This is a genomic window from Nocardia uniformis NBRC 13702 (assembly GCF_001613345.1).
Taxonomy (GTDB): domain Bacteria; phylum Actinomycetota; class Actinomycetes; order Mycobacteriales; family Mycobacteriaceae; genus Nocardia; species Nocardia uniformis.
In genome coordinates this window covers 19405-43730 of record NZ_BDCE01000077.1, presented here as the reverse complement: position 1 = coordinate 43730, position 24326 = coordinate 19405, and the positions used below count along the sequence as shown (strand labels likewise).

21 protein-coding genes and 1 pseudogene are annotated in these 24326 nt (G+C 66.6%); 9 read left to right on the top strand and 13 right to left on the bottom strand.

All coding sequences use genetic code 11. The features are described from left to right. The first annotated feature begins 145 nt into the window (after positions 1-145). Positions 146-6169 carry a non-ribosomal peptide synthetase gene (locus NU1_RS29575; protein WP_067526669.1) on the top strand — a complete coding sequence of 2008 codons (6024 nt, stop codon included), beginning with the start codon at positions 146-148 and terminating at the stop codon, positions 6167-6169. A gap of 89 nt (positions 6170-6258) precedes the next feature. On the opposite strand, the gene NU1_RS29570 is transcribed toward NU1_RS29575, so the two are convergent. Next, the gene (locus tag NU1_RS29570; protein ID WP_067526667.1) at positions 6259-7197 is read right to left on the bottom strand and encodes a methionyl-tRNA formyltransferase; all 939 of its coding nucleotides are present in this window, start codon (positions 7195-7197) and stop codon (positions 6259-6261) included. Positions 7198-7375: 178 nt separating this feature from the next. Further along, positions 7376-7597 (bottom strand): hypothetical protein, encoded by a 222-nt coding sequence (locus NU1_RS29565; RefSeq protein ID WP_067526665.1) that lies wholly within the window; start codon positions 7595-7597, stop codon positions 7376-7378. A gap of 403 nt (positions 7598-8000) precedes the next feature. Between NU1_RS29565 and NU1_RS29560 the strand changes: the two genes are divergently transcribed. Continuing rightward, positions 8001-8780 (top strand): GMC oxidoreductase, encoded by a 780-nt coding sequence (locus tag NU1_RS29560; RefSeq protein ID WP_067526663.1) that lies wholly within the window; start codon positions 8001-8003, stop codon positions 8778-8780. Between the two features lie 305 nt (positions 8781-9085). Continuing rightward, entirely contained in the window at positions 9086-9670 is a 585-nt protein-coding gene (locus NU1_RS29555) for a hypothetical protein (RefSeq protein WP_067526661.1), read from the top strand. 421 nt (positions 9671-10091) lie between these two features. Here the strand turns inward: NU1_RS29555 and NU1_RS29550 are convergent, their stop codons facing one another. After that, a complete protein-coding gene (locus NU1_RS29550; RefSeq protein ID WP_157553220.1) occupies positions 10092-10841 on the bottom strand; it encodes a hypothetical protein in 750 nt (249 codons plus the stop codon). A gap of 11 nt (positions 10842-10852) precedes the next feature. Further along, positions 10853-11023, bottom strand: a complete 171-nt coding sequence (locus tag NU1_RS41890; protein ID WP_157553218.1) for a hypothetical protein — start codon at positions 11021-11023, stop codon at positions 10853-10855. A 520-nt stretch (positions 11024-11543) separates the two neighbouring features. Between NU1_RS41890 and NU1_RS29545 the strand changes: the two genes are divergently transcribed. Continuing rightward, a complete protein-coding gene (locus NU1_RS29545) occupies positions 11544-12305 on the top strand; it encodes a GNAT family N-acetyltransferase (protein WP_157553216.1) in 762 nt (253 codons plus the stop codon). 55 nt (positions 12306-12360) lie between these two features. Here NU1_RS29545 and NU1_RS29540 read toward each other — a convergent pair whose 3' ends face one another. Both NU1_RS29540 and NU1_RS29535 read right to left on the bottom strand, forming a co-directional pair. Continuing rightward, positions 12361-14199, bottom strand: a complete 1839-nt coding sequence (locus tag NU1_RS29540; RefSeq protein ID WP_067526657.1) for a hypothetical protein — start codon at positions 14197-14199, stop codon at positions 12361-12363. Between the two features lie 41 nt (positions 14200-14240). Further along, the gene (locus tag NU1_RS29535; protein ID WP_067526655.1) at positions 14241-16040 is read right to left on the bottom strand and encodes a hypothetical protein; all 1800 of its coding nucleotides are present in this window, start codon (positions 16038-16040) and stop codon (positions 14241-14243) included. A 271-nt stretch (positions 16041-16311) separates the two neighbouring features. On the opposite strand from NU1_RS29535, the gene NU1_RS29530 reads away from it, so the two are divergent. Then, positions 16312-16716, top strand: a complete 405-nt coding sequence (locus NU1_RS29530; RefSeq protein ID WP_067526653.1) for a hypothetical protein — start codon at positions 16312-16314, stop codon at positions 16714-16716. A gap of 189 nt (positions 16717-16905) precedes the next feature. On the opposite strand, the gene NU1_RS29525 is transcribed toward NU1_RS29530, so the two are convergent. Together NU1_RS29525 and NU1_RS29520 are read right to left on the bottom strand one after the other, a co-directional pair. Further along, a complete protein-coding gene (locus tag NU1_RS29525; protein ID WP_067526651.1) occupies positions 16906-17316 on the bottom strand; it encodes an RNHCP domain-containing protein in 411 nt (136 codons plus the stop codon). Positions 17317-17325: 9 nt separating this feature from the next. Further along, a complete protein-coding gene (locus NU1_RS29520; protein ID WP_067526649.1) occupies positions 17326-17706 on the bottom strand; it encodes an RNHCP domain-containing protein in 381 nt (126 codons plus the stop codon). Positions 17707-18128: 422 nt separating this feature from the next. On the opposite strand from NU1_RS29520, the gene NU1_RS29515 reads away from it, so the two are divergent. Then, complete coding sequence (locus tag NU1_RS29515; RefSeq protein WP_067526647.1) at positions 18129-19574, top strand: alanine/glycine:cation symporter family protein; 1446 nt, start codon at positions 18129-18131, stop codon at positions 19572-19574. Between the two features lie 23 nt (positions 19575-19597). Here NU1_RS29515 and NU1_RS29510 read toward each other — a convergent pair whose 3' ends face one another. From NU1_RS29510 to NU1_RS29495, 4 genes are all read right to left on the bottom strand, one after another. Further along, positions 19598-19990 carry a subtilase-type protease inhibitor gene (locus tag NU1_RS29510; RefSeq protein WP_067526645.1) on the bottom strand — a complete coding sequence of 131 codons (393 nt, stop codon included), beginning with the start codon at positions 19988-19990 and terminating at the stop codon, positions 19598-19600. An 87-nt stretch (positions 19991-20077) separates the two neighbouring features. Then, positions 20078-20401, bottom strand: a complete 324-nt coding sequence (locus tag NU1_RS29505; protein WP_067526827.1) for a nitroreductase family deazaflavin-dependent oxidoreductase — start codon at positions 20399-20401, stop codon at positions 20078-20080. 11 nt (positions 20402-20412) lie between these two features. Continuing rightward, positions 20413-20607: a hypothetical protein gene (locus NU1_RS29500; RefSeq protein ID WP_157553214.1), complete on the bottom strand. Its 195-nt coding sequence runs from the start codon at positions 20605-20607 to the stop codon at positions 20413-20415. A 140-nt stretch (positions 20608-20747) separates the two neighbouring features. Next, entirely contained in the window at positions 20748-21047 is a 300-nt protein-coding gene (locus tag NU1_RS29495; RefSeq protein WP_067526641.1) for a hypothetical protein, read from the bottom strand. A 340-nt stretch (positions 21048-21387) separates the two neighbouring features. Between NU1_RS29495 and NU1_RS29490 the strand changes: the two genes are divergently transcribed. Continuing rightward, complete coding sequence (locus tag NU1_RS29490; protein ID WP_067526639.1) at positions 21388-21753, top strand: hypothetical protein; 366 nt, start codon at positions 21388-21390, stop codon at positions 21751-21753. 29 nt (positions 21754-21782) lie between these two features. On the opposite strand, the pseudogene NU1_RS44380 reads toward NU1_RS29490, so the two are convergent. Next, a pseudogene (locus tag NU1_RS44380) lies at positions 21783-22519 on the bottom strand (DUF389 domain-containing protein). 186 nt (positions 22520-22705) lie between these two features. On the opposite strand from NU1_RS44380, the gene NU1_RS41885 reads away from it, so the two are divergent. Then, positions 22706-23011, top strand: coding sequence for a hypothetical protein (locus NU1_RS41885; protein WP_157553212.1), 306 nt, complete (start codon positions 22706-22708; stop codon positions 23009-23011). A gap of 366 nt (positions 23012-23377) precedes the next feature. Further along, complete coding sequence (locus NU1_RS29475; RefSeq protein WP_067526633.1) at positions 23378-24322, top strand: helix-turn-helix transcriptional regulator; 945 nt, start codon at positions 23378-23380, stop codon at positions 24320-24322. Positions 24323-24326 lie beyond the last annotated feature (4 nt).

The window sequence follows — 24326 nt, the reverse complement described above, 5'->3', positions numbered from 1 at the left end:
GTGTCCGCCGGTGCGGAGTAGGTTGCCCTGGCGTGTGGGGCGGCACGACCTGCGGGTTCGGGCTGGTCGTGACCGCTCGGCATCAATCTCAGAGGATAGGCTAGCCTTACATCTCGTTCAGTTGATGTCGAGATATCGAGGCGCCATGAGTTCTACCGATCCGACGGTGCCCGAGCTGCCGTTGAGTCCGGCCCAGCAGGAGATGTGGCTCGCGCAGCAGTTGCTGGCGCCGATCCCGCTGGCTGTCGCGCAATATCTCGACCTGCGCGGTCCCTTCGATCCCGATGTCTACGTCGAAGCGTGCCGCCGCGCCGCCCGTGATCTCGGTGCCTATCGCCGATTCGTGGACCGGGACGGGGTTATCGGCCAGGTCGTCGACACCGGGCTCGCCGACAGCGCCGCCCTGATCGACCTGAGCGCCGACCCCGAGCCGCACTCGGCCGCCCTCACCTGGATGCGAACCGATCAGGCCGGTCAATTCGACCCGCTCACCATGCCGCCGATCAGCTCGGCGATCCTGCGACTGGGCGCCGACCGGCACCTGTTGTACACCCGCGCCCATCACCTGGCCCTGGACGGCTACGGCGCGACGCGGTTGCAACAGCGGGCCGCCGAGCATTACGTCGCGCGTCTGGACGGCCGCGACCCGGCCCCGGCCGCGAATGGCACGGAAAAGACCGGCTCCAGTGAGATCGACTCCGCGACAGTGCTTTCCGTCGCACAAGCCGACTACGAGAACTCCATGCGGTATCACACCGACCGTGCATACTGGGCCGACCGACTCGTCGACCTACCCGAACCTGCCACCCTCGCCACCCGCACCGGGGACCCCGACCCGCTGCCGCTGATCCTGGGCACCGATCTGGCACCGGATCTCGTCGCGGCCCTGAACGAACGCTCCGGTAGCGGTGGTAACGCTCCCGTCGTGGTCGCCGCCTTCGCCGCCTACCTGGCCCGCATGAGCGGCACCGACGAGGTGACGCTGAGCCTGCCGATGACCGCGCGCACCACCGCCGCCATGCGCCGCAGCGCGGGCATGATCGCCAACGTGGTACCGGTGCGCGCACCAGGGACCGGCACCATCGCCGCGGTCATCGACGCGGCCCGCCGGGAACTCGGCGGGGCGTTGCGGCATCAGCGATACCGTGGCGCCGACATGCTTCGGGACGCCGGATTCACCAGCACCGCAACCGGATTCGGACCGGCGGTGAACATTATGAACTTCCGCACCGGTATCGAACTCGGCGCGGCCCAGGGCACCCTGCACCTGCTGTGCACCGGGCCCGTCGCGGATCTGGCGCTGAATGTGTACCCCGGCGCGGGGCGACTGCGTATCGAATTGGAATTGAACCGGAACCGGTACTCCGCCGCTGAAGCCTCCGCGCACCTGGGCCGATTCACCGAATTCCTCACCGCCTTCGGCACCGCCGACCCGAGCACCGAGGTCGCGGCACTACCGGTACTGACGGCCGCCGAAACCGGCACCCTGGTGCCGTGGCGAGGGCCCACGCCCACCACTCCCGCCACCCTCGCCGAGCTGATCGAGGATGCGGTCGCCGTCGATTCGGACGCCACCGCCGTCGTCTTCGGCGACACCCGCTGGACCTACCGGGAATTCGATGCCCACACCAACCGGCTCGCGCGAGCTCTGCTCGCCGTCGGCGCGGGACCGGAAGTGCTGGTCGCCATGGTGCTGGAACGATCCGACGCCTCGGTCGCGGCGATCTGGGCGATCACCCGCACCGGTTCCGGATTCGTTCCGATCGACCCGGGCTATCCGCCGGAGCGGATCGCCCACATTCTCTCCGATTGCGGCGCGCCGGTGGGTGTCACCACCGCCGCGCTGCGCCCCGGCCTCCCGGACGAGATTCACTGGCTGATCATCGATTCGCCCACGGCCACCAGCGAATACGATTCCACGCCGATCACCGCGCCGGAGCGACCGGCCACCCCTCGCAGCACCCACCCCGCCTACCTGATCTACACCTCCGGATCCACCGGAGCCCCGAAAGGTGTGCTGGTCACCCATGGCGGGCTGGCGAATCTGGCCGCCGAACGCCGCGACCGGTACCAGCTCACCCCGGGCCGTGGCCGCACACCGCGCGTACTGCACCACGCCTCACCGGGTTTCGATATGGCGGTCGGTGAGATCCTGTGCGGTATCGCCGGGGCCGGAACCCTGGTCGTCGCGGGCAAATACCAGGTCGCCGGGCCCGACCTGAGTGCGCTGATCCGCCGCGAGAACATCACCAACGCCATCATCACACCCGCCGTCCTGGCCACCCTCGACCCCGCCGACGTGCCCGGACTCCGCGTGCTCGGCGTGGGCGGCGAAGCGATCCGCGCCGACCTGGTCGACGCGTGGGCACCGAACCGGTTGATGCGCAACGGATACGGGCCCACCGAAGCCACCGATATCGGCACCATCGCCGAACTGGTGCCCGGCCGACCGGTCACCATCGGCGCACCACTGCGCGGATTCCACGCCCTGGTCCTCGATCACCGGTTGCGGCCGGTACCGCCCGGTGTCACCGGCGAGCTGTACCTGGGCGGACCGGCACTGGCCCGCGGCTACCACCGGAAGACCGCGCTGACCTCGGCCCGCTTCGTCGCCGACCCGTTCGGCCCGCCGGGCGGAAGGCTGTATCGCACCGGCGACCTCGTCACCATCACCCTCGATGCCCAGCCCGAACTGATCTACCACGGCCGCAGCGACTTTCAGATCAAGGTGCGCGGGCATCGCATCGAACCCGGGGAAATCGAAACCGCGCTCACCGCACTGCCGGAAATCGCCGCCGCCGCGGTCACCGCACACCAGGACAGCCGCGGCACCCATTTGGTCGCCTACCTGGTCGCAGCCTATGAACACCGTCTCGACCTCGACGCTGTTCGGGATCGGATCGCGGCGACCCTCCCGAAATACCTGCGGCCCAGTGCCTACCTGCCGGTGCCGGAACTGCCGCGCACCGCGAACGGCAAACTCGACACCCGCCGACTGCCCGCACCGACCTTCGGTCGCGATTCGTACATCGCCCCCGCCACGGCCGCCGAACAGGCGGTGGCGGACGCATTCCGCGCGGTGCTCGGCACCGACCGCGCCGATACCGCGCAGATCGGGACGGCCGACGACTTCTTCGCACTCGGCGGGACCTCGCTATCGGCCACCCGGGTCGCCGCCCGCCTGGGCGTCACCGTGCGGACCGTATTCGACGCGCCCACCGTCGGTGAGCTGTCCCGCCGACTCGACCAGGGCGGCGGGGACACCGGACCGGTCGCCGGAACACGCCCGGAACGGTTGGCGCCCGCTCCCGCGCAGCTGCGCATGTGGCTGCTCAACCAGCTGTATCCGGAGTCGCCCGCCTATCACCTGCCGATCGCGGTGCGGCTGAGCGGGCCGTTGCGCACCGAGGCCCTCGCCGCCGCGGTTGGCGACCTGATCGATCGGCACGAGGTGCTGCGCACCACGTACCCGAGTGGCGACCACCCCGGCAGCGGGACCGAACCCCGGCTTCGCATCCATTCACCTGACGAGGCCCTGCTCGACGGCCTCGCGCCCGTCGAAGTGCGCTCCGACCACGCTGTACCCGATGCAGTGATCCCGCCCGCGGACCGTGACATCGAACCCGAACTGCGCGCGTTCGCGGCGCAGCCGTTCGATCTCACCCGGCAACTACCGTTCCGGGTGCGCCTGTTCCGGCTCGGTGCCGACGAACACGTGCTGATGCTGGTGGTTCATCACATCGCCACCGACGGTTGGTCGCTGGGGCCACTGGTGACGGATCTGACCACGGCATACGCGGCCCGCAGTCGCGGACTCGCACCCGACTGGGAGCCGCTGCGGGTGCAGTACGCCGATTACACGGCGTGGCAGCAGCACCGGCTCGGCGACCGTCGTGACCCTCGATCGCTGTCCGCCCGGCAACTGGCGTACTGGACCCGCACGCTGGCCGACGCACCGGACCGGCTCGCGCTGCCGGTCGACCGGATTCGGATCCCGGGAACCGACGGAACCCGCGGCGCCGCACTCGATTTCACAATCGACCCGACCACCGCGAAGGGTGTGGCCGAGGTGGCCCGGCGGTACGGCGTCACACCGTACATGGTGACGTGCGCGGTCTATCTGGTGTTGTTGCATCAGGCGAGCACCGAGCAGGACGTAGTTATCGGCACCGCGACCGCCGGACGAACCCATCCCGCGGTCGAACCACTGATCGGCATGTTCGTCAATACCTTGCCGGTGCGTGCCACGATCGATCCTGCCGAACCGTTCGACGCCGTACTGGCGCGTGCCCGCACGGCGACGCTGGCGGCGCTGGACCACGCCGACGTGCCGTTCGATCACATTGTCGAGGCGGTCAATCCGCGCCGCGACGACACCCGCAATCCGCTGTTCCAGACCGTGTTCTCGTACGAGAACCTGCCCGCGGCAACAGTATCGGCGGCGTTCGGCGAGGTGCGAGCCACCGTGCTCGACATCGAGCCGGGCACCACCCATTTCGATTTGGCCCTCACGCTGCGGGAGATTCCGGAACAACCGGGATACACGGCGATCTTCCGGTACGCCACGGACCTGTTCGACCGAGGCACCGTCGGCGCGTTCGCCGACGAGTACGTGCGGCTGCTGCGTGCTCTGGTGGCCGATCCGAGCGTTCCGATCGCCGAGGTGACCACCGATTCCATTGCCCGGCAACGGTTGCGCGCGCCCGTCACCGCGACGCCGGACCATGCGCTACCGCCCGCCCGTGCCACAGCGCGTGAGCAGGCGATAGCGCGGGTGTTCGCCGCCGTGCTGGACCGTCCCGCGGTCGCCGTGGACGAGAACTTCTTCGATCTCGGCGGTACGTCGCTGCTGGTTTTCACGGTGCGCGGGGAACTGCGGGCCCAGCTGGGCCTGGACGTGGAGCCGCGGCTGCTGTTCGACAATCCCACACCGCGCGCCCTGGTGGCCGCACTGGACGCGACCGCCGAGCAGACCCCGGAACGGTGGGTTCAGCAGCTGAGCGCCGACTGCGTACTCGATCCGGCGATCACGGTCCCCGGCGGTACCGATCGTCGCGGCCCGGCTCTCGATACCGTTCTGCTCACCGGCGCAACCGGATTCGTCGGCGCCCACCTGTTGGCCGAACTGCTGGAGCGGACCTCGGCAACGGTGTACTGCCTGGTCCGGGCCGCTGACGCGGAGGCCGGACGGGCGCGGTTAGCGGCGACACTGGCCCGTTACGAGCTGCCGGGGCACGGACTGGACCGGGTGGTTCCGGTGCTGGGCGATCTTGCCGAACCTCGGCTGGGACTGACCGAATCGATGTTCGACGAGCTCGCCGCGACGGTGGACACGATCGTGCACAACGGGGCCCGGGTCAATCACCTGGAACCGTACGAGGCGCTGCGGGCAGCCAATGTCGCGGGCACCGTGGAGGTGCTGCGGCTGGCGGCTCAACACTGCGTCTCGGTGGTGCATTTCGTCTCCACCGTGTCCGCGGCCGTCGGCACCGGTCACGACAGCGCCACCGCGGTCACCGAGGTCAGCGTGATCGGGGCGGAGCAGGTGCCACAGCACGGTTATCTGGCCAGCAAATGGGTTGCCGAACAACTGGTTCGGGCCGCGGGGGAACGTGGACTGCCGGTGGTGGTGCACCGGCCGGGTCTGGTGTCGGGCGCCACCTCCAGCGGGGTGATCCCGGAGGACGATTCGTTCTGGACCCTCATCCGTACCGCCGCCCATCTGGGAGTGTGTCCCGATCTCGGTGACGCCCAGGTCACGCTGGCGCCGGCGGATTACATCGCTCGCGCCATCGTCACGCTCGCCACCACCCGGTCGGCGCACGGACAGACCTATCATCTGGTCAACTCGGCGCCGACCAAGGTCACCGACATAGTGGATGTGGTGCGCGCCAAGGGGTACCGGATCGACATGGTCGATACCGCACGGGCCGCGGATCTGCTCGCCGACCGGGTCGGCGGCCTGGTGTCCGGGCACGCCGACCTGCTGCGGTCGGCACTGTTGGCGGAGAACTTCCTCGGTGGGGCCGCCGATCTGCTGGTCACCGATGCGCGGACCCGTCCGGTGCTGGTCGCGGCCGGATTGACCTGCCCGGCAATCGATACCGCGGTGCTGGACCGCTATGTGACGGGTTTCGTGACCGCCGGACTGCTGCCCGCGGTGGCGTAACCGGCTGGGCCGGAACGCGATACGCCCCCACCGAATCCCAGATCGGCGGGGGCGGGCGACCAACGGGATTCGAAACCCGCGTGCGGCGGCTATTCCGAATCGGTGAGGTATCCACCCCGGGAAAAGAATTCGGCGGGATCGTGCTCGCGGCCTTCGGCGTCGCGGAGGGCGGTGACCACCAGGGCGTGGTTACCGCCTCGGAAGCTGTCGCGACCGCAGACGACCGCGGCCTGGCCGTCGACCACGACCACGCGGCCGGGGGTGCCGCCGAATCGGTAGTCGGAGATGCGGCTGGCGAGGATCTCGACTCGCTGGCCGCGGTAGTAGCTGTAGGCGGGCGGGTAGGGGGCCGACAGCGCGCGGACGAACCGTTCCAGATCGACGGCCGACCACGTCCAGTCGATGCGGCTGTCGATATCGGCGCGCTTGTGGAAGTAGGTGCGCTCGGTCCGGTCCTGCGGCCGCCAGACCGCCGTCCCGTTCTCGATGGCGGTCAAGGCCTCGTCCACTGCCTCGGGAATGAGGTCCATCCCGGCGAGCACCAGTTCGGTGCCGGTGGCGGTGGGTCCGATCGGGAGTGACTTCTGCACGAGAATGTCGCCGGTGTCCAGACTGTCGTCCATCCGGTGAACCGTCAGACCGGTTTCGGTCTCACCGCTGATCAGCGCCCACAACACCGGTGAGAACCCGGTGAACTTGGGCAGCAGCGAATCGTGCAGATTCACCGTGCCGTGCGGGGGCATCGCGTACAGCTCGGCGGGCATCCAGGTGTACCAGCTGTTCACCACGATGATGTCGGGCTCGGCCCGCTTGACCAGATCGATGGTCTCCGCGTCGGCGCGCTCGGTCAGATGCACCGGAATGCCGCGTTCGCGCGCCAGTTCCTCCACCGAATCGTTCCAGATCGCCTTGTACGAGGATGCGCTGGCGGGATGGGTGACCGCGAGGACGACCTCGTGACGGGAATCGATGAGAGCCTGCAGTGTCCTGCGCCCCCAGGTCTGGAAGCCGAACGTGACTACTCGCATGCAGGGGCCCACCTTTCTGATACCTAGTTTCAAGTGAGCCTAACCTAAGTGGAATGGGCCTCGATGACGCGGTCCGAGGCCTGGCGGCTCGCTCCAGCCTCCACATCGCAAGGGCAGGTGTGTGCCTGGACGCGGCCGAGCAGTCCGTGCCAGAGCAGGTCGTCGGCGACCGGACAACCTATTGAGCGAGTTCCATTCGGCGCCGCCGCAGTTCGCGTTCAACCATACGGAGCGGTGAATCATGGAACGGTAGTTCGGTGAACGCGACTGATGCGGCGGCATTGAGGGCGAGTTCGCGGGCCGACATGGCGGCTCGCTCAGGCAATCCGATCTCGGCGGCGAAGGCGGTCCAATCTCGGGCGCGGAGCTTTCGGCTGCGTCCGGCGATGGGTAGGGCCATGGAGTCGTCGCCGTAGATCAGCGTGCATGCCGCAACATCTGTGCGGCTCGCAGGTGCACGCTCTCGTTTTCGATGAGATGCGGATAGTCCGGCTCTGCTGCGGTCGGTTCGAACGAGAGCTCGATTCACGTCGGATCCGCCGGGAATCCGTATGGGCTGTGTCCGCGGGCCGCGGGCCGCGGGCCGCGGGCCGCGGGCCGCGGGCTGCGGGTCCCGGTACCGACCCGGCTCAGCGGGCAAGCACCTGAACTGCGAATTCTGAGATCTTTCAGTTCCTTTTGAGTCGCGGGAGCCAGTCTTCGTCGCGGTGCTCGCACAGGGCGCCGATCGGGGCAAACCCGAACGACTGAAAGGGTGCTGTGACGCACGACTACATCATTGTTGGCGCCGGTTCCTCGGAGCGGTGCTGGCTCGCCGGCTTGTCGACGCAGGACAGCCGACGCCCGCATGGGCCGCCCAGGGCCTGGAAGCGCAGCTGTTCGCCACCACCCGGCCGGGCCTCATCGCGCCGGACATTCAGCCCCTGTTCCTGTCGTGGGTGTATCCGCTGGTCGCGCAACTTCTGCACCCCTACAGCCGTGGCGAGATGCGTTTGCGCTCAGCTGATCCCACCGACGCTCCGCGCTACGACCCGCGGGTGTTCTCCGACCCGCGCGACCTGGAAACACTGGTCGACAATCTGGAGCTGCTCCGCGAGATCGCCGCGCAGGAGGCGCTGTACGAGTGGATCGACGTCGAGGCGATCCCGGGCCCGGGACTCCGTAGCCGCGAACAGCTGCGCGACCACGCCCGTGCGACGGTGGTCAGCGGCCACCATCAAATCGGCACCGCTCGCATGGGATTGGACGCGGCTTCGGTGGTCGACGCGCAGCTGCGCGCGCTGATCGCGGCCCAACCCGAGCTCGCTGCCGACGTCCTCGCCGACACGATCACCGCATTCGACGGACTCCATCCCGATGACACCGACGCCCTCGTCCGAACCGCGCTGGCGTGGTTCGAGTTCCGGGGCTCGACCGCAGCCGTCGGGAAGCGTCTGCACCTGCACCGCAATACAGTTCTGCACCGTCTCGAGCGAATCGAGAAGCTCACCGGCGCGGCGTTCGCGGTACCCGCCGGCGCGGCCCTGCTGTACGTGACGTTGCAGGCATGGTTGCTCCGGACACCCGGTGAGCACACGATTTGATGCCTGTGCGACAGGTTGTCGGCTGTCGGGCACTCCCGCGAGCGTCGCTCGGCCGCCATGCGACCGAAGGAACGCTTGCCGTCCGTCGATCTCCGCGAGGACGACCGAGGCATCAGTGTTGTCCAGCAACCGAATTCGGGCCGGTTACGCTCAGGGTTTCGCGTCGCACACGCGCCGCTGGAACAGCGTTGAACAGCAGGTCCGAAGACCACCCGTAGCTGTGCTCGGGGCGTAGCGGAACGTCGTGTGCTGGTACCTGCGGCGAAAGCGTCAGGCGCACAACGCCAGTCGAGGGGGACCGATTCGTGCCGGAGAGAGCTTCGTGGACACCGCGCCGCAAGACCACGCACACCCGCACTGAACGGGTCGTCGCGCTGACCCTGACGTTGGTTTGTGTGGCCGTCTCCTACTTCTTCCTCCACGCACTCGTGGATCTGTCCGGGCACAGCGTCCGTGCGCTGACCGCGTCCTGGGCCGGGCGCGGTGATGGCGCGGGAACCGTCACCGTCACCGAGAGAAAGCGTGCCACCAGGCGGACCTCCGGAGGTATCTGCCGGGGAGAATTCACTCCCGAGAACGGCGGGCCGGTCCGGAAGGACATCTATGTGCACGTCCACTCCTGCACACCGGGCAGTCGGGTCGCGGCGGAGCTCGTCGTCGGCAATCCGGACAGCTGGAATTCCCCCAGCCGCGAGGATCAGGCCTACGAGCGTGGCGCGGCCTGGGGTGGCAACCTCTTCACCGCCGTCTTCATGGGCGGTTTCTGCCTGATCCTCGGGCTGCTGTTCGGTATCGGCGGTATCGCGGTGCTGATCGGGCTGCTACGGAAGCCTTTCCGGCGTCCGGACAAGCCGGGACCCAGTATCAGGGCGCGGTTGGGCCGGGGCTGATCCGGGTTCAGGAACCTGTGATAACCGGACTCCTGACGTCCCGCTGGCAAGACAATCGGTGAGTGCGCCGCGCACCGGGACGCGCCAGCCGAGCCCGGTCGTGCTGGGTAGCAATGGTGTGGGCGAAGTGATGGTCGCCCGAGGTGTGGTCGGGGTGCTGGGGGCCGGTTGGGTGGACTGCGGGAGCGTGTCCCCCCTCGCCGACGAAATCGCAGGATGGCAGCAGCAGTGCCAGTGGTGCGGCTGAGGCGGCTATCGCGTTTCTGCGCACACCCGCTCGGATACCCAGTCATGGGCCGTCTGCACAGATCGGATCAGGTTTGTTCCCGGTCGTCCGGGCGGCGGACGCGCTGCACAGCCCGGGTGAAAGCAGTTGTCACGGAAGGTGTTCGACTCCAGAACGGGACTGCGATCGTGAGGTTCAGGCGGCGTACCGCGCGACCCAGTCGTCGAAGTCCGCCGGCGGCTCACCACCGTCGGCGACCATGCTGTCGTCCTGGATCTGCACGCCCATGGTGCGCTGTGAGAGAGGTACGACCGATTCTGGCACGGTTCCTTGCAGAACCTGGGTGCCGTTGACGTAGGCGGTGTACGTCGTGCCGACGGCGCGCAGCGTGATCTGAGCGTTCTCCGGGAACTTGGCGGTCGGGACGTAACTCTCGGTGCCCAGCGCCGGACGGAACTTCAGTGGAACGTCCGGGTCCTCGTACATGATTCCCATGAGGTTGTCGACGAACCAGAACTGGACGCCGCTCGCGCCGGCCGCGGGGATGCGGGACGGGTTCGCTCGAAGCACGACCGCCGCGGCCGAATGTGCCGGGTTCTGTCCCGACCAGCGAACGTTCGCGCTGACCTCCTGCGTGGCGCTCGGTGACGGTTCGGCCCAGTAGGCGAAGGAGAGCGGAACCGACGGTGTGCCGACGCCGCTGATCTGACCGTTGTTCAGGTATAGATCGCCGCCGCCGACGGTGACCCAGTTCGGCCCCAGTTCCGCACGGTTGAAGTCGTCGGAGGCGAGCACCGTGTTCGGTACCGGCGCCAGAGCCAGCCCGGCAGGCTCCTGGGCCGAGGCCGTGGCCGCAGCGCTGACCACGAACGCGAGGGTCGCGACGACTCGGGTAATTCGAAGGGCGGTGTACTTGATGTGGAATCCTTCCGCGCTGGGAACCATCGATGTGCCGATCAGCCGAGGAGGCTCTCGATGAAACCGGTCGTGCCCCCGATACCGGCTCCCATGGGGGCGTCTCCCGCACACTGTGAAACCCGGCCGAAATGGCGTAGGGCAACACAGTGATCGGTGCCCTCGGGAATACCCGTGAGCGCCGTCGTCACCATGAATTGCTTGATCTGCATGCGTTATCGCTTTCCGACGCAAATGGGATTACTTCGGTTAGCAAACGTAACAGAGATACTCGGGGTGGGTGTCGGCAGGCATCCGCTGAATGATGAGAACACGCCCACAGTGGTCGAATGACCTTGGTGTGCGACCGATTACGTGCTCGCGGCGGCGAATTCGAGCGGGACGCAATGGGTTGCGGTATCGGGCGTCAACGAATCCGCTTCGATGGCTACCGGTTCACCTGGTGATCGACTGTCCAGCGCTGATGAGCCATTGCGAAATACCCTCGGTTCAAATTCACGCTGGTTCGGTCGCTCGGCGGCAGATGAGGAATTGTTTCGCCGTGAAGACCTCCTGCCGCAATTGATTGTTAAGAAGCCGTTTAGAGACATCCCACCGTTGGACCGAACACAACTGGGTCGCTGCTCTATACCGCCTACGGAGATCCATGGGCGGAGGAGGCGTGATGCGGTGGGTGGCAGTATGGCCTGCGGTATTTCGGACAGTTCTGGCACGGAAGGGATCGCCATGGGTGTGAGCGAGGAACCGAGCGGGGCTGTCCTCGATACAAGTGGAGCCCCGCTGGCATACTTCGAACGAGACGAGCGCGACGGCAAGCCGTGGGCGGACGAACTGTTCTCCGCGTCAGGGCCCGCGTCCGGCACCGCGGCCTCCGCTATCGTCCGGTCCCTTGCGGGTTGGGGCGCAACCGCCGAAGGCTCCTTCGGGACAGTTCTCGTGGACGCGGGGGCGAGGCGCCTGCGCACCTTTCACACCTACACGCTGCTCCTGCCCCCACCCGAGCCCCAGCCGGAATTGCCGCGCGGCCTTCGCGCCCTTCCGGCCGTCCGAGTTCGGCCCGCCGCTTTGCGCGAGGCACTATCGGCCGCTTACCCACCGCACCACCCCGACCACCATGACGACGCGATAGAGGCCCTCGCGGGGTTGTACGACGGGACGCTCATGGGTCCGCTGCACGCGTGCAGCACCGTCGCTTGGGACGGCCACAGCGCAGTCGCGGCGGTACTCGTTCAGGACTCCGAGGGCGAGCCACCACTGGCAGGACCCTGGATTTCAGAAGTTTTCCGGCATCCCGCACCCGGTTATGCCGGACTGGGCGCACTCCTGCTGCGGTGTGTGATCGCCCGCGCCAGCGGAGCGGGTCTGACAGCACTGGGCCTCTCGGTCACCGACACCAATCCCGCACAGGCCATCTATGAGCGACTCGGCTTCACCCGAACCGCCACTTGGACCGACCTCGAATTCCCCGCTGTCGGCGATCGGCCAGGTCCCTGAGTGAGGTCTCGCCGGTCGCGACCGGCGAGCGCGATATCTCCGCGGTTCCTCCGGTTCAGGGTCGGGTCAGGAAGTTGGCGATGAGAGTGCTTGCCATTTCCGGCATTCCATTGTTCTGCCGCTCCGCGGCGGTGACCACGTCGTAGTGGCGGTAGCCGGGGATGATTTTGACGTTGGCGGGGAGCAGCCCGGCGTACCCCGCGTTCTGCAGCGGCGAATCACCCGCGAGCAGAGTGAGGTTGCGGTTACCGGCGGGGGTGCTCTGCCAGCGGTCACCGTGCAGCAGGAAGTTGAGTACGCCGCCGCTGCGGTTCTGTAGTTGCCTCAGTTCCCCATCGCGGCCGAGACCGAGGGCGAAGATCATGTCGGTAATGAGGCGCAGCGGGGTGTACTCCTCGAAGAAGTCGGTGGGCTGCCAGCCCGGATTCATCGCGTGCGCGAACTCGCGGATATCGCTGACCTCGTGGTCGAGGTCGGTCGGATTGCCGCGCACCGGATCGATACCGTCGATGGTGGACTCGGGGACCTGATCGTAGTTCTTCCAGCCGCACAGCTGGTTGTGATCGACCGGGGTGTAGTTCTGGCCGTACCCGACTCGCAGCGGAATGATGAAAAGGGTCGGTCCGAGAACCGGCACCGAGGCGAGTCCATTGGGGACCGGATAGGTCTTGCCGACCGTCGCGCAGTCGTAGAAGCCGAGCCCGGCCTGGAGGACGTACTCCGCCGAGTTCTGGTCGAACAGCATGCCGAGCGCAGCGGTATTGGTGAGCCGGAAATCACGTGGCAGGTTGTTGCCGGTGAACAGGTCGAGATAGTCCTTGCCGTAGAACAGTCGCATCCACGATTCGGTGCGCAGATCCCGTGGCACCAGAGACGCGAGATCGCTTTCGGCATCCGGCTTTTGGTCCGCGGCCATGGCGGCCAGCTGATAGGCGTTCATGATCTCGCTGGCGGCGAGGACCGGCAGCTGCGCCACGCTCAGACCGTTCTTCAGCAGCAGATCGACACCGTTCTTGACGACACCACCCACGGCGGACAGGAACATATCCAGCGGGGGAGCACCCGAGAAGCCCACCGGGTCGGTCATGGCGAAGCCGTCCAAGGGCACGCTGCCGCCGCCGCACAGGCTGTAACCGGCGTCGTCGGTGGTGGTGGCGTTCTGATCGAAATCCCAGGCCAGCATGGGGCCGACGAGGAACGCGCCCAGCGAATGGCCGCCGCAGAAACTCTTGTGGCGGTCACCGGCAGCGGGGAGCAGGTATTCGATGGCCACCCGCCAGTCGTCCATGGTCAGCGCCAGGCCGTATTCGCCGAGATAGTCGAGATCCTGCGGGGTCTGATAGCGGTAGGACTTGCCGTCGATGGCCGCGCCATTGAAGTAGTAGTTCGCCGCGACGCGGTAGTCGTCCGCCTGGTGGGCGGCTTCCCATCCGGTGCGGTCCTCCGCGCAGTTGGCCCGGCGGTCCAGCGAGATGTACTCGACGTATTTACCGGTTGCGGCGGCTTTTCGAACAACCTGCGGTGCTTGTGGATTCAGGTTCGCCGCGCCGGAGAAGGTGCCGGGCTGCATGGTGAGAACGGCATCGGCGTCGGCGGACTTCACCGGTCCGTTCTTGGACCGGTATCGCACGAACGAAATCCAATCGCAGGCCTCCGGATGCGCCATGGTGGAGTACGGGCTCGGGTAGTGCAACCGCACGTATGTTGCCTCGATATCGTCACCGAGGGAGGGATCGCCGGTGATCGGGCTGACCACATCTCGATCCGCTCCCACCGAAAGCGCCGGTACGGCAGACGATTCCGGGACGGAGAGTCCGGCGAGCACCACTATCGCCGTAACGGCCAGGGGAATTCCCATGGACAGCGACAACCTGATCCACCTGATGAGTGCCATTGCTCCCGACTTCCCGATGTGTGTACCCGCGGATGCCGCTGTCATCGCAGGCTCTTGACGAATTCGGCCAGGGTTTGCGCGCTGGCGTCCGGTTTGCCGTCGCTCTGGGACCGGGCCGCGCCGATGGTGTCGACATGGCTGTATCCGGGCAACGTCACCACCTGAGCGGTCGGCGGCGGTGGCACGACAATGCCGACGCCCTGCTGCACGAAACCGTCACCGGCATAGGAGATGTAGTTCGGCTTGGTGCGCGCCATATTCGCGTACCGCAGATTGGTCAGATCGCCGCTGCGCGCGCCGCCGTAACCCGCCCCGATATCGATGAACAATCGGGCCGGAAAGTAGGTCTCCCAGTACGCGTACGGTGCCCCCGTGCCGAGTTGTCGTGCCGCATCCCGGATATCGGAAACCTCGTGGTTCGGCGCGGTGTAGGGCACACCCCGGACATTGTCGTAGTTCCGCCAGGTGTAGAGCGCGTTGCGATCGGTCGGCCGAACCCGCTGCTGCGAGCCCGCGCTGACCCGCAGGAATCCGCCCAGTAGCGGAATCTGGGTGACCGAACCCGGTGTCGGGAAGGTCTTCTCCGCCACCGGTCCGCCGTCGAGTGCCCCGACGCCCTGCTGGAACAGTGCGAAGTTGCCGGAGTTGTTGTCGATGAATACACCGAGCAATGCCGCATTGGTGAAGCGGAAATCGCGAATACTGCCGGAGCCGTCCGCGCCGTTGGTGGCGAAGGACGGGAGCGATCCGGAGAACATGAAATTCAGCGTGGTGTCGAGATCGAAGTCGCGCGGCAGATGCGAGAGGAGTCGGCTCTCCGCATCCGGCTCCAAATGCGCCGCGAGCCCGGCCAATCGGTAGATCATGAACGAGCGGGACCCGATCATCGGCACCGAGACCAGAGCGCGCGGCAGCACACCGACATTCGCGACCGCCTTGACTACATCATTGGTCGGTCCGACGATCGCATTCGTAATGTCGTGCAGGAGAGGCGTGTTCTGAATCGCGACCGGATCCGATGTGATCATCGTGTCCTGTGCGGCGAAGGCGGCGCACTGCTGGTAGCCCGCGTCATTGGTGGTCGCCGGATTGCCGTCGAAATCCCAGTCCGCGAAGAATCCGGTGACCAGACCACCCAGCGAGATGCCCGTGCACACGTACTTCTGCTGGCGCACAGCCTGATTCGGAATCTCGAACAGCATCATCTCGTACTGGTCGCGAATGACCCGTTCCATGCCCATGACATCGAGTACCGCCAGATCCTGGGACTCCTTGAACCCCGGGAAGACCTGACCGTCGATCGGCTTGCCATTGAAGTAGTAGTCGACCGCGTCGAGATAGTTGCCGGTGCGCAACGCGTAGTCGAAGCCCGCCGTTTCATCGAGGCAGGCGCTACGCCGTGCCAGCGCCCAGAATTCGACATTCTGGCCCAATGCTCGCGCGGCGGCGACGGTATTGGCGGCGACACTATCGGAGTTGACCGCACCACCGATAGCGCCCGGCTGCTGCACGATCACATTGTCGGCAGCACTGGAATGCTCCGGGCCCCCAACGGGGCGGTAGCGCAGATATCCGGTGCGGTCGCACTCCGCCGGATGCTCCGGTGCGCCCGCGGGCAGCGGAAGCGAATAGCTGACCCGGGACACCATGACACCGTCGCGAACATCGAGCACCTGTTCCTGGCGATCGGTCGCGACCGTGACCGGGACCGACTCATCCGCCCCCGCGGCCCCCACCGGCAATAACGCGCTCGCCGCTGCCATGGCAATCGCCACAATGGCCGACCGCCGCACATTATCGCGGGCGCAGTGCCCCCAGCGTTTACCGACCAGCGAAGCCACGAACGGCTCCTTTCATGTGTCCGAATCGCATGACGACCGGGCATGCGGAACCGCTGACCGCCTCGTCGCGGTCAGCACATCACCTGTGAATAGATGGCCACAATTGACATACTCGAGAAACTTTCGATGAGCGATAGTGCATATGCTCGGCCGCCCAGGTGCATCACCGGCGGCCTGACGTGAGCCACATCACCTGTACCGTTTATTTTGCTACGGCCGATGAACTTTTCGACGCTGCACATCAATCGAGTAACCGAAGGATGGAACGCCAATGAAGACGATCACCCGCGCCGCGACCCGAATCGCCGCCATCGCCGCCGCGACCGGTACCGCCGCCATCATCGGGACCGGCGTCGCCGCCGCCGACGAATGGCCGGTGCAGCAGCCGAACAGCCCGATCCAGGTGTCGGAGGTCACATTCCTCACCGCGGACGATCCCAACTTCTGGAATCCTTTCGATATGCGCAGCCGCCTCAGCTCGCCCTTCGGCAACAGCACCCGCGTGGTCTGCACCAGCTTCCACGGCAAGACCATGGAGTGCTTCCAGGCCGACCAGGACGGTAACCCGCACCAGCTGAAGGCGTTGCCGTTCAACTTCCCGAATATCACCGGCTACGGAAATATCTCCGGCGGCACGCATTATGTGTACCCAGGTTTCATCCCCGGCCTGAGCTGAGCGCATCGCGGAGCGGGAGCCGCTGCCACTTGTTCGACATACGTTGCGTCACAAGGGACTACGGTTCTTGCTTATGGTCGTGTCATCGCGAGAGGGAGTTGCGCAGGTCGCCGAGGGTGGCGCGGCGTTCGTAGGCGATCCAGGCGAAGTCCGGGACACCGGCCCGATGGGCGCGGCGTCCCGGCTCCTTCACAATGACCGCAGTGCCCTCCGACCCATTCGAGGATCGGCCAACGGGCGCACCGCGATCCGCATCAGCGCCAACGCATTGTCGTCCCCGGCAATGCGATTCATCTTCAGTGCGCCGCACGCTACGCACTGATGCACCACCGACCATTCGCCGTTATCGCGCACCGTCATACTGACCGCCCGCATCCGCCCACGGCAGGATGCGGCCCGGTCTCCGGGAATCCGATCCACATGACGACTGGTCAGGCAGTGCGGGCAGTGGTTGCGGTGCGCGGTACCCGGTGCGGAGATCGGCACATCGAGCCGACAACCCACACACCGGAACGAACCGCCGGATTCGCCACCGGGCCCGTGCAATACGGACTTCCCACGTTGTCGACGGCCGGATATCGCGGTGTTCCTTCGCGGCATGTCCAGCTCCTACAGATCGCCGAATACTTCGAGGGGGAACGGTGGTTCGGCGAGCGGACGTACGGCCAGCCGCATGAGAATCAGCTGATTGTCGTCGCCACAGACCGAATGCAGTGCCAGCTCATGGCAGCGCGTGCAACGGTGCACAACGCCCCATTCGCCGGTGCGCGAGACCGCGATCGACAGGGGAGCCATGCGCCCCTGACATTCCGAGACGCCACCATCGACATGGTCGACGGTGTGCCGCGAATGCAGACAGCTGGGACAGTGGTTGCGTCGTTCGCCGTCGGGCCCGAGCAATGCCACAGTCAGACCGCAGCGCATGCAGGCAAAGGTGCCGGTCCGTAGTGCGGGACTGGAATTGTTTTGAATATCGGTGTTGTCGGACAACCCGGATCACTCCTTAGCCGAGAGCTATGTGCAGACAGCGGGAGCAGGCCGAGCGCGCCTCGATGACGCTGGTGACTACCGACCAGATGTGGTGGGGGCAGCGATATTTCGTGCCGAGGCCACACCACGAGGCGCTCTCGGCGCAGGCCGGGTCATAAATATCCCTCCAGCGGACGACTTCGGACACGCCGGATCGGCGCGGCGGCAACCGTAACAGCGGCCGGTCCGTGACCGCTATCGATTTTCGGTGACGTCCGGACCCTTCCGATGGCGACAGGTGCCGCCGATTGCCGATCCCGTGTGAACCGCGACAGCCTCGCCACCACACTCCGCCGGTGTCGGCCGGAATCGGCAGGGCAACCACGCGACTGGCCGGGGCGCAGATGCGGACGGCGGGATTCGCCAGCGGATAGCCTGCACCGGTGGACGCCCTCGATTCCCTGATCGTCGAGATCAATGACGTGTTCTGGACCTGGCTGCTGATTCCCATTGTGATCGGGGCCGGGCTGTACTTCACCTGGCGTGGCCGACTCATGCAGCTGCGACTGTTGCCGGAGATGTTCCGGGCCATCACCGAGCGGACGAAACCGGCGCCGGACGGCAGCCGCCCGGTGTCGGCATTCGGGGCGTTCACCATTTCCGCGGCCGCGCGGGTGGGGACCGGGAATATCGCGGGGGTGGCCACGGCGATCACCCTCGGCGGGCCCGGCGCGGTGTTCTGGATGTGGCTCATGGCGATCGTGGGTGCGGCGTCGGCATTCGTGGAATCGACGCTGGCGCAGCTGTACAAGGTGCGCGATCGCGAGCCGGGCACGTATCGCGGCGGGCCCGCGTACTACATGGAGCGCGGGCTGCGGCGGCGGTGGATGGGCGCGGTATTCGCGGTGGTCATCACCCTGACCTTCGGCTTCGTCTTCAACGCCGTGCAGTCCAACACCATCGCCGCCACCGGCAGAAGGTCCCTGGAGGTCGAGGATTCTTCGTTCGAGCTGTTGCTGGGGCTCGTCCTGGTGGTGCTGCTGGGGCTGGTCATCTACGGCGGGGTCCGTCGCATCGCGCGGGTAACCGAGGTACTGGTGCCGGTCATGGCGATCGCCTACATCGTGCTCGGAATCGCGGTGGTGGTGTTGAACATCGGTGACGTACCCCGGGTGCTCGCCGATATCGTCGGAGGCGCGTTCGGATTCCGCGAGGTCGCCGGTGGTGCGGTCGGCGCCGCGATTCAGAACGGTGTCCGGCGCGGCATGTTCTCCAATGAGGCGGGTCTGGGTTCGGCACCCAACGCGGGCGCCTCCGCGCAGGTGAGTCACCCGGTGAAGCAGGGCCTCGTCCAGTCACTGGGCGTCTTCTTCGACACCCTGCTGATCTGCTCGATCACCGCCTTCATCATCCTCACCACGCACCCGGACCTGTCCGAACGGCGCGGCGCGGACCTCACGCAGAGCGCCCTCGTGGACACCCTGGGTTCCTGGTCCGGACATGCGTTGACGGTGATCGTGGCGCTGCTGGCGTTCAGCTCACTGATCGGCAACTACTACTACGGCGAATCCAATATCGAATTCCTCACCACCAGACGTTCGGTCCTGCAGTCCTATCGAATCCTGGTGCTGCTGGCCGTCTTCGGTGGAGCACTGGGTTCGGTGAGCTTGGTGTGGAACCTCGCCGACGTCTTCATGGGCGTCATGGCAGCGGTCAACCTCGCCGCCATTATTCCCCTGGGCGCCATAGCGTTCCGGCTGCTGGAGGACTACCAGCGGCAGCGCCGCGCCGGGCAGGATCCGGTGTATGTCCACAGCCCCGCCATCGCGGACCCGTCCGGGATCGAATGCTGGCAGCAGGAGCCGACCTCACCGGCGGGACGGTCCTGACCGGCACCGGGACGCGCGGGAAATCAGAAGTCGAAGACGCTGCCCGTGGCTGCCTTGCCGTGGCAGTCGTTCGGGAAAGTCTCGGTGTAGGTGACTGCCCGGCCACGCCAGTTACCCGCGACGGTATAGCCGACCGGGTCGTAGTGCTGCGTGCAAATCGCCCCGGGGTCGACGTCGAGTTCATCGAATTCGCCGTCGACAGCGGTCAATTCGGCACAGGCCTGCGACGCGGCCGGATGATCGCCGCCGATGTCGGGTGAGCAGCGCAATGTCACTGTGCGTGCGACATCCGGATCCTCCGGTGTGGTGACGGATAGCGTCAGTTCGCTGACGCGACCGGACTCGGAGGAGGCGCAACCGCTGCCCACCACGGCAGCGACAGCGACCAGGGCACACACCGGAAACAGGATTCGCATGCGAATTCTCCTTGGATCGCAGTCGTGTAGCGGGGCTCCGAGGCTATCCAGGAAACCGTACCGCCATCCGATGCGCGATATGACGCGCTAGTCCGGCTCGGTCGTCGCGAGCAGGAAGTCGCGACCGTCGAGTCGGGCTACCCGCGCGTCGGTGAGGGCGATGGTCCGCCCCCGGTGTTCGAGTTCGAAGTCACCGACGGCGAGGACGTTGCGCACCCAATCGCTGTGGCGTCCATAGTTGAGTGCGATGCGGATTTCGTCGTGGTGCCGGGTGATTCCGACCGGCGTGCGGTAGTGGCGTCCGGTTCGGCGGCCGATGTGCACGACATTGGCGTAGCCGGGGAGGCGGGCAGCGAGCGCCCGGAACGCTGGGTTCGTCAGGTACCGGTTGATTCGCGCGAGTTGCCGCATGGGTCGTTCCTTCATCGGAAGTCGCCCCCGGCCCGATGGAGAACGATCAGGTCACCACGCGGGTGGGACACGAGGGTGTCCCCGCGTTCGGTGACGTCGGCGGCGAAGTTCGCCAGACCGGTGGAAAACTCGTGGTCGGGAATTCGCTCCAAGGTCGACAGCGCGCGCAGTCGAATGCGCTCGTAACTGTCTCGCAGTGTGCGCATCGGCTCGGGCGGCAGGGTTGTCAGAACCGGGTCACCGAACCCGGCGGCACCGGCTGACTCGCGAACCTCGACCGTGGTCGGAAACATGGCGGCGTCGGCCGCTCGGGCCGAGGATGTTGATTGCTCAGGTTATCGGATAGTCAGTCGGAGTCGGGCTGGTTCCTCAGGTCGCGGATCACCCATCGTTGCCCGTCGAAACGGTCGGGGGTGCCAGCCGGCTTACCTGTTTCCGTCCGCCCGGCGGCAATGTCGCCGAAATTCTCCTGCATGACCGTGCCCGGCGGCACGCCGCCATCCCCGATGGTGGCGAACGGCTGATTGAACTCGCCGCCGCCGACCCCGTAGCGCTTGATTTTGCGCCACCGCAATGCCATCAATGCGAGTGGACCGAAGAAGCCAACGAGGATCACACAGAGGGGCATCACCATCGTTCCATCCATACCGTTCAGTGAATCCCGTCAGCAAATATTCAGCAATTGAATGTCGTGCGTGCCACTGTGTGACCGGCGTCTATCCGACGGTAACGATCCGGTACGGAGCTGCGCTCCGCAGCGCCTGGCCGATGCCTGATAGTGAACGAATTGCACACTGCCGCAGCAATTTCCGAGATTACTCGGATCTATATGTGAGGGCGGGCACGGGTGTCGGGGGAGTGTGACGGCCGTCGCAATCCGCTTCCCGCCCGAATGACCGGCGTGCCATCCTCGCTTTCGTTGCGAGTTCAACCGCATCGTTCACCACTCGGAGGATCTACACCCGACCATCACCCGGAGGAATCCCATGCGCACTCGAATCGTCACGATCACCCTCACCGCCGCTGCCGGGGTCACCGCCGCCGCATTGATCGGTGCCGGATCCGCAGCAGCCGCCACGCCGCTTGTCGGGCCCGGCGCGGTCGGCGTCGATCTCTCGCCCGGTGAGACGGCCGCGCTGGCCAGTGGTCCGGTACCCGCTCTCGTGGACCAGGTGGTTCCCTACGACGCCACGTGGGTGGCCCTCGCACCCGGCTCGCAGCTGGCGGACAACGATGCGTGGCGATTCGCGCCGCTGCGCGACATCATCGGTGAGACCGTCGAGCACCCGGACGGGCACGTCGCCCTCATCGTGTCCCCCGGCGATGGCCTGGGTGTCATCCAGGATTGGTAGACCGTCGGAGGTGGTTGGCGCGGCGCGACTCACCTTTTCGCGCCGCGCTGTTCCAACCTCGAGGCGATCCAGTGCCGCCCGCGCCGCATCGGACCGTCCTCGCGGCTGGTGCCGGGGCGCAGAGCGAGCACCAGAACTCCGGCGGTCACGATGCCGATCAGGTTGACGGCCAATTGCAGCAGCGAGCTTCCGGCGACAGTCCACTTGCCCGCGAGCATCGCGAGCACCGCCAGTCCGGCGGACGGCACGGTGGTGACCGAGATGAACACTCCGACCAGGGCCGCGGACCGTGCGGTGACCAGTGCCAGCATTCCGGCCGCGCCCGCGAGCAGGGCGACGACGAAGGAGAATGGTCCGACCTGGTAGATGAAGTCGAAGGTGCGGGCCGTCTCGACCCCGCCGGCTTCGATCCAGCCGAGTCGCAGCCAGACCAGCGTTGCCGCCGCGGTGACGAGCATGGCAATGGGGAATCCGACACCGAGCGCCCGCCCGAAACCTCTCGATCGGCACGGCGGGCGGATTCGGAGAGCGTGTCGTCGGCAGGTCCGAAGCTGATCGCACCGGCATGGGGCAGGCCCAACGAGCACAGCAGATCGAGTAGGTCATTGGCCGCCGCCCGGGCCACGTCGACCTCGATGAGATCGCCCGGAGGGTCGAACGCCGCCCCGCGCGTGATCGTTACGTGGGTGGCTCCGGGCTCGTCGGTCAGTGCTGACAGGACTTGCGGCGTTGACGCCGTGGGGGAGAGCACCCGCAGATGGAGCACCGGAACCTCTCTGTGTCAGCGATTTTCACGGACGAGAGCGAAATTCGATTCCATCAGACCGGGAGCCGTCGAGTGCGCGCCCACGCCGATGCCTGCCGACGCGAAGATTCGGCCGGTGCGATTCCGCGGCGAACGCCAGTGCCCAGCACGGCTCAGATCGGGAACCGATCGCGGGACGGTGCGGAGTTGCCGGACAGCGCGGTCGTCGTGCCGGTCGCCCGTCCCCGCCCGGAACGCGAGCTATGCGGGAAGTCAGCGCATGGGCACGCCGACGTCGCTGCCACCTTCCTGAGTGAGCCGGGCATGCACCTTGGCCAGCATCGGTGCGGGTACGAATCCGCCCACGAACAATGCTTCACCCTGTCACCCGCACCGGCGGCGGCCCCCGCCGACGACCTGGTGTCGAAGCTGAAGCAGCACGGCGAGCCGCGCGCGTCCGGAGTGCTGTCCGAGGCGGAGTTCGCGGCGGTGAAAGCTCAACTGCTGGGCTGATATTCGGTCGATCGTGAAGGCCGGATGACCGACTTCCGGTACGAACTGTCCTGCACGCCGCAGGACGGCATATCGCCGTCCTGCTTCACCGAATCGCATCGGCGGCAGTGCGCGAACGATTGCCATGAGGGGAGCGCAATAGAACGTGACGGCTGAGTGTTCCCCGTTGTCGCAGGATCCCTTCGGGTCGAGGAACTGCACCGTGACGCCCAGCAAATCACAGTCGGCCATACCGGTCTGTGACATACACATGCTGGCGGGACGGCATTTCCTGAACCGACGACCGAGGTGCTCATTGCTCATGAGCGTGATGTCGCGAGTCTCCTAGGGCGGCTATCGCCCTAGCAGTCGAGCAGAATCGACCTCATGTTGGAAACCTCCGCACGACTGCTCCGCCTGCTCTCGCTGCTACAGACTCCACGCGAATGGACCGGCTCGGACCTGGCGGGGCAGCTCGACGTGGATGTGCGCACGGTGCGCCGGGATATCGAGAAGCTGCGCAGTCTCGGCTATCCCGTGCACGCGACCGCGGGTGCGTCCGGGTATCGGCTGGGTGCGGGGGCGAAACTCCCGCCGCTGCTGTTGGACGATGACGAGGCCATTGCCGTGGCCATGGGTCTGCGCACCGCGGCGGGCGGCACCATTGCCGGTATCGAGGAGAGTTCGCTGCGGGCGCTGGCCAAACTCGAGCAGGTGCTGCCCTCGCGGCTGCGCCATCGCATGACGGCGTTGCAGGCGGCGACGGTCGCGGTGCCCGCGGGTGGTCCGCAGGTCGACCCGGACACTCTCACCGCGATTGCCGCCGCCATTCGCGACCAGCACCGGGTGCGCTTCGACTACCGCACCCACAGCGGTGAAACCGCGCGCCGTACCGCCGAACCGCATCGGCTCGTGCACACCGGCCGACGCTGGTATCTGATCGGGTGGGATGTGGACCGCGAGGATTGGCGCACCTACCGCGTGGACCGGCTCACCCCGCGTATCCCGACCGGACCGCGCTTCACCCCGCGCGAAGCTCCCGACGCGGCCGATTTCGTCTCGCGGGCGGTGACCACCGCGCCGTACCGCTATCAGGCCCGTATTACTCTGCTGACTTCCGCCGAAACGGCGGCCGAGCGGATCGCCCCGACCGTCGGCGTGCTCGAGGCCGTCGACGCGAAATCCTGTGTGCTGCACACCGGCGGGAACTCCCTCGACGAGATCGCTATCTACCTGGCCACCTTCGGCTTCGAATTCCGCGTCGACGAACCGCCGGAATTGGCCGCCCATCTACGGGGTCTTGCCGCCCGCCTGAACCGAGCGGGCGACTGACACG

Excerpts from the sequence above, each read along its gene's own strand:
- NU1_RS29500 (WP_157553214.1), bottom strand. The coding sequence starts at position 20,607 with ATGCGCACACTGCGAGACAGTTACGAGCGCATTCGACTGCGCGCGCTG.
- NU1_RS29505 (WP_067526827.1), bottom strand. The coding sequence starts at position 20,401 with ATGCGGCAACTCGCGCGAATCAACCGGTACCTGACGAACCCAGCGTTC.
- NU1_RS29565 (WP_067526665.1), bottom strand. The coding sequence starts at position 7,597 with ATGGCCCTACCCATCGCCGGACGCAGCCGAAAGCTCCGCGCCCGAGAT.
- NU1_RS29530 (WP_067526653.1), top strand. The coding sequence starts at position 16,312 with ATGAAGACGATCACCCGCGCCGCGACCCGAATCGCCGCCATCGCCGCC.
- NU1_RS29525 (WP_067526651.1), bottom strand. The coding sequence starts at position 17,316 with ATGCCGCGAAGGAACACCGCGATATCCGGCCGTCGACAACGTGGGAAG.
- NU1_RS29495 (WP_067526641.1), bottom strand. The coding sequence starts at position 21,047 with ATGGATGGAACGATGGTGATGCCCCTCTGTGTGATCCTCGTTGGCTTC.
- NU1_RS29540 (WP_067526657.1), bottom strand. The coding sequence starts at position 14,199 with ATGGCACTCATCAGGTGGATCAGGTTGTCGCTGTCCATGGGAATTCCC.
- NU1_RS29490 (WP_067526639.1), top strand. The coding sequence starts at position 21,388 with ATGCGCACTCGAATCGTCACGATCACCCTCACCGCCGCTGCCGGGGTC.
- NU1_RS29550 (WP_157553220.1), bottom strand. The coding sequence starts at position 10,841 with ATGGTTCCCAGCGCGGAAGGATTCCACATCAAGTACACCGCCCTTCGA.
- NU1_RS29510 (WP_067526645.1), bottom strand. The coding sequence starts at position 19,990 with ATGCGAATCCTGTTTCCGGTGTGTGCCCTGGTCGCTGTCGCTGCCGTG.
- NU1_RS41890 (WP_157553218.1), bottom strand. The coding sequence starts at position 11,023 with ATGCAGATCAAGCAATTCATGGTGACGACGGCGCTCACGGGTATTCCC.
- NU1_RS29575 (WP_067526669.1), top strand. The coding sequence starts at position 146 with ATGAGTTCTACCGATCCGACGGTGCCCGAGCTGCCGTTGAGTCCGGCC.
- NU1_RS29475 (WP_067526633.1), top strand. The coding sequence starts at position 23,378 with ATGTTGGAAACCTCCGCACGACTGCTCCGCCTGCTCTCGCTGCTACAG.
- NU1_RS29570 (WP_067526667.1), bottom strand. The coding sequence starts at position 7,197 with ATGCGAGTAGTCACGTTCGGCTTCCAGACCTGGGGGCGCAGGACACTG.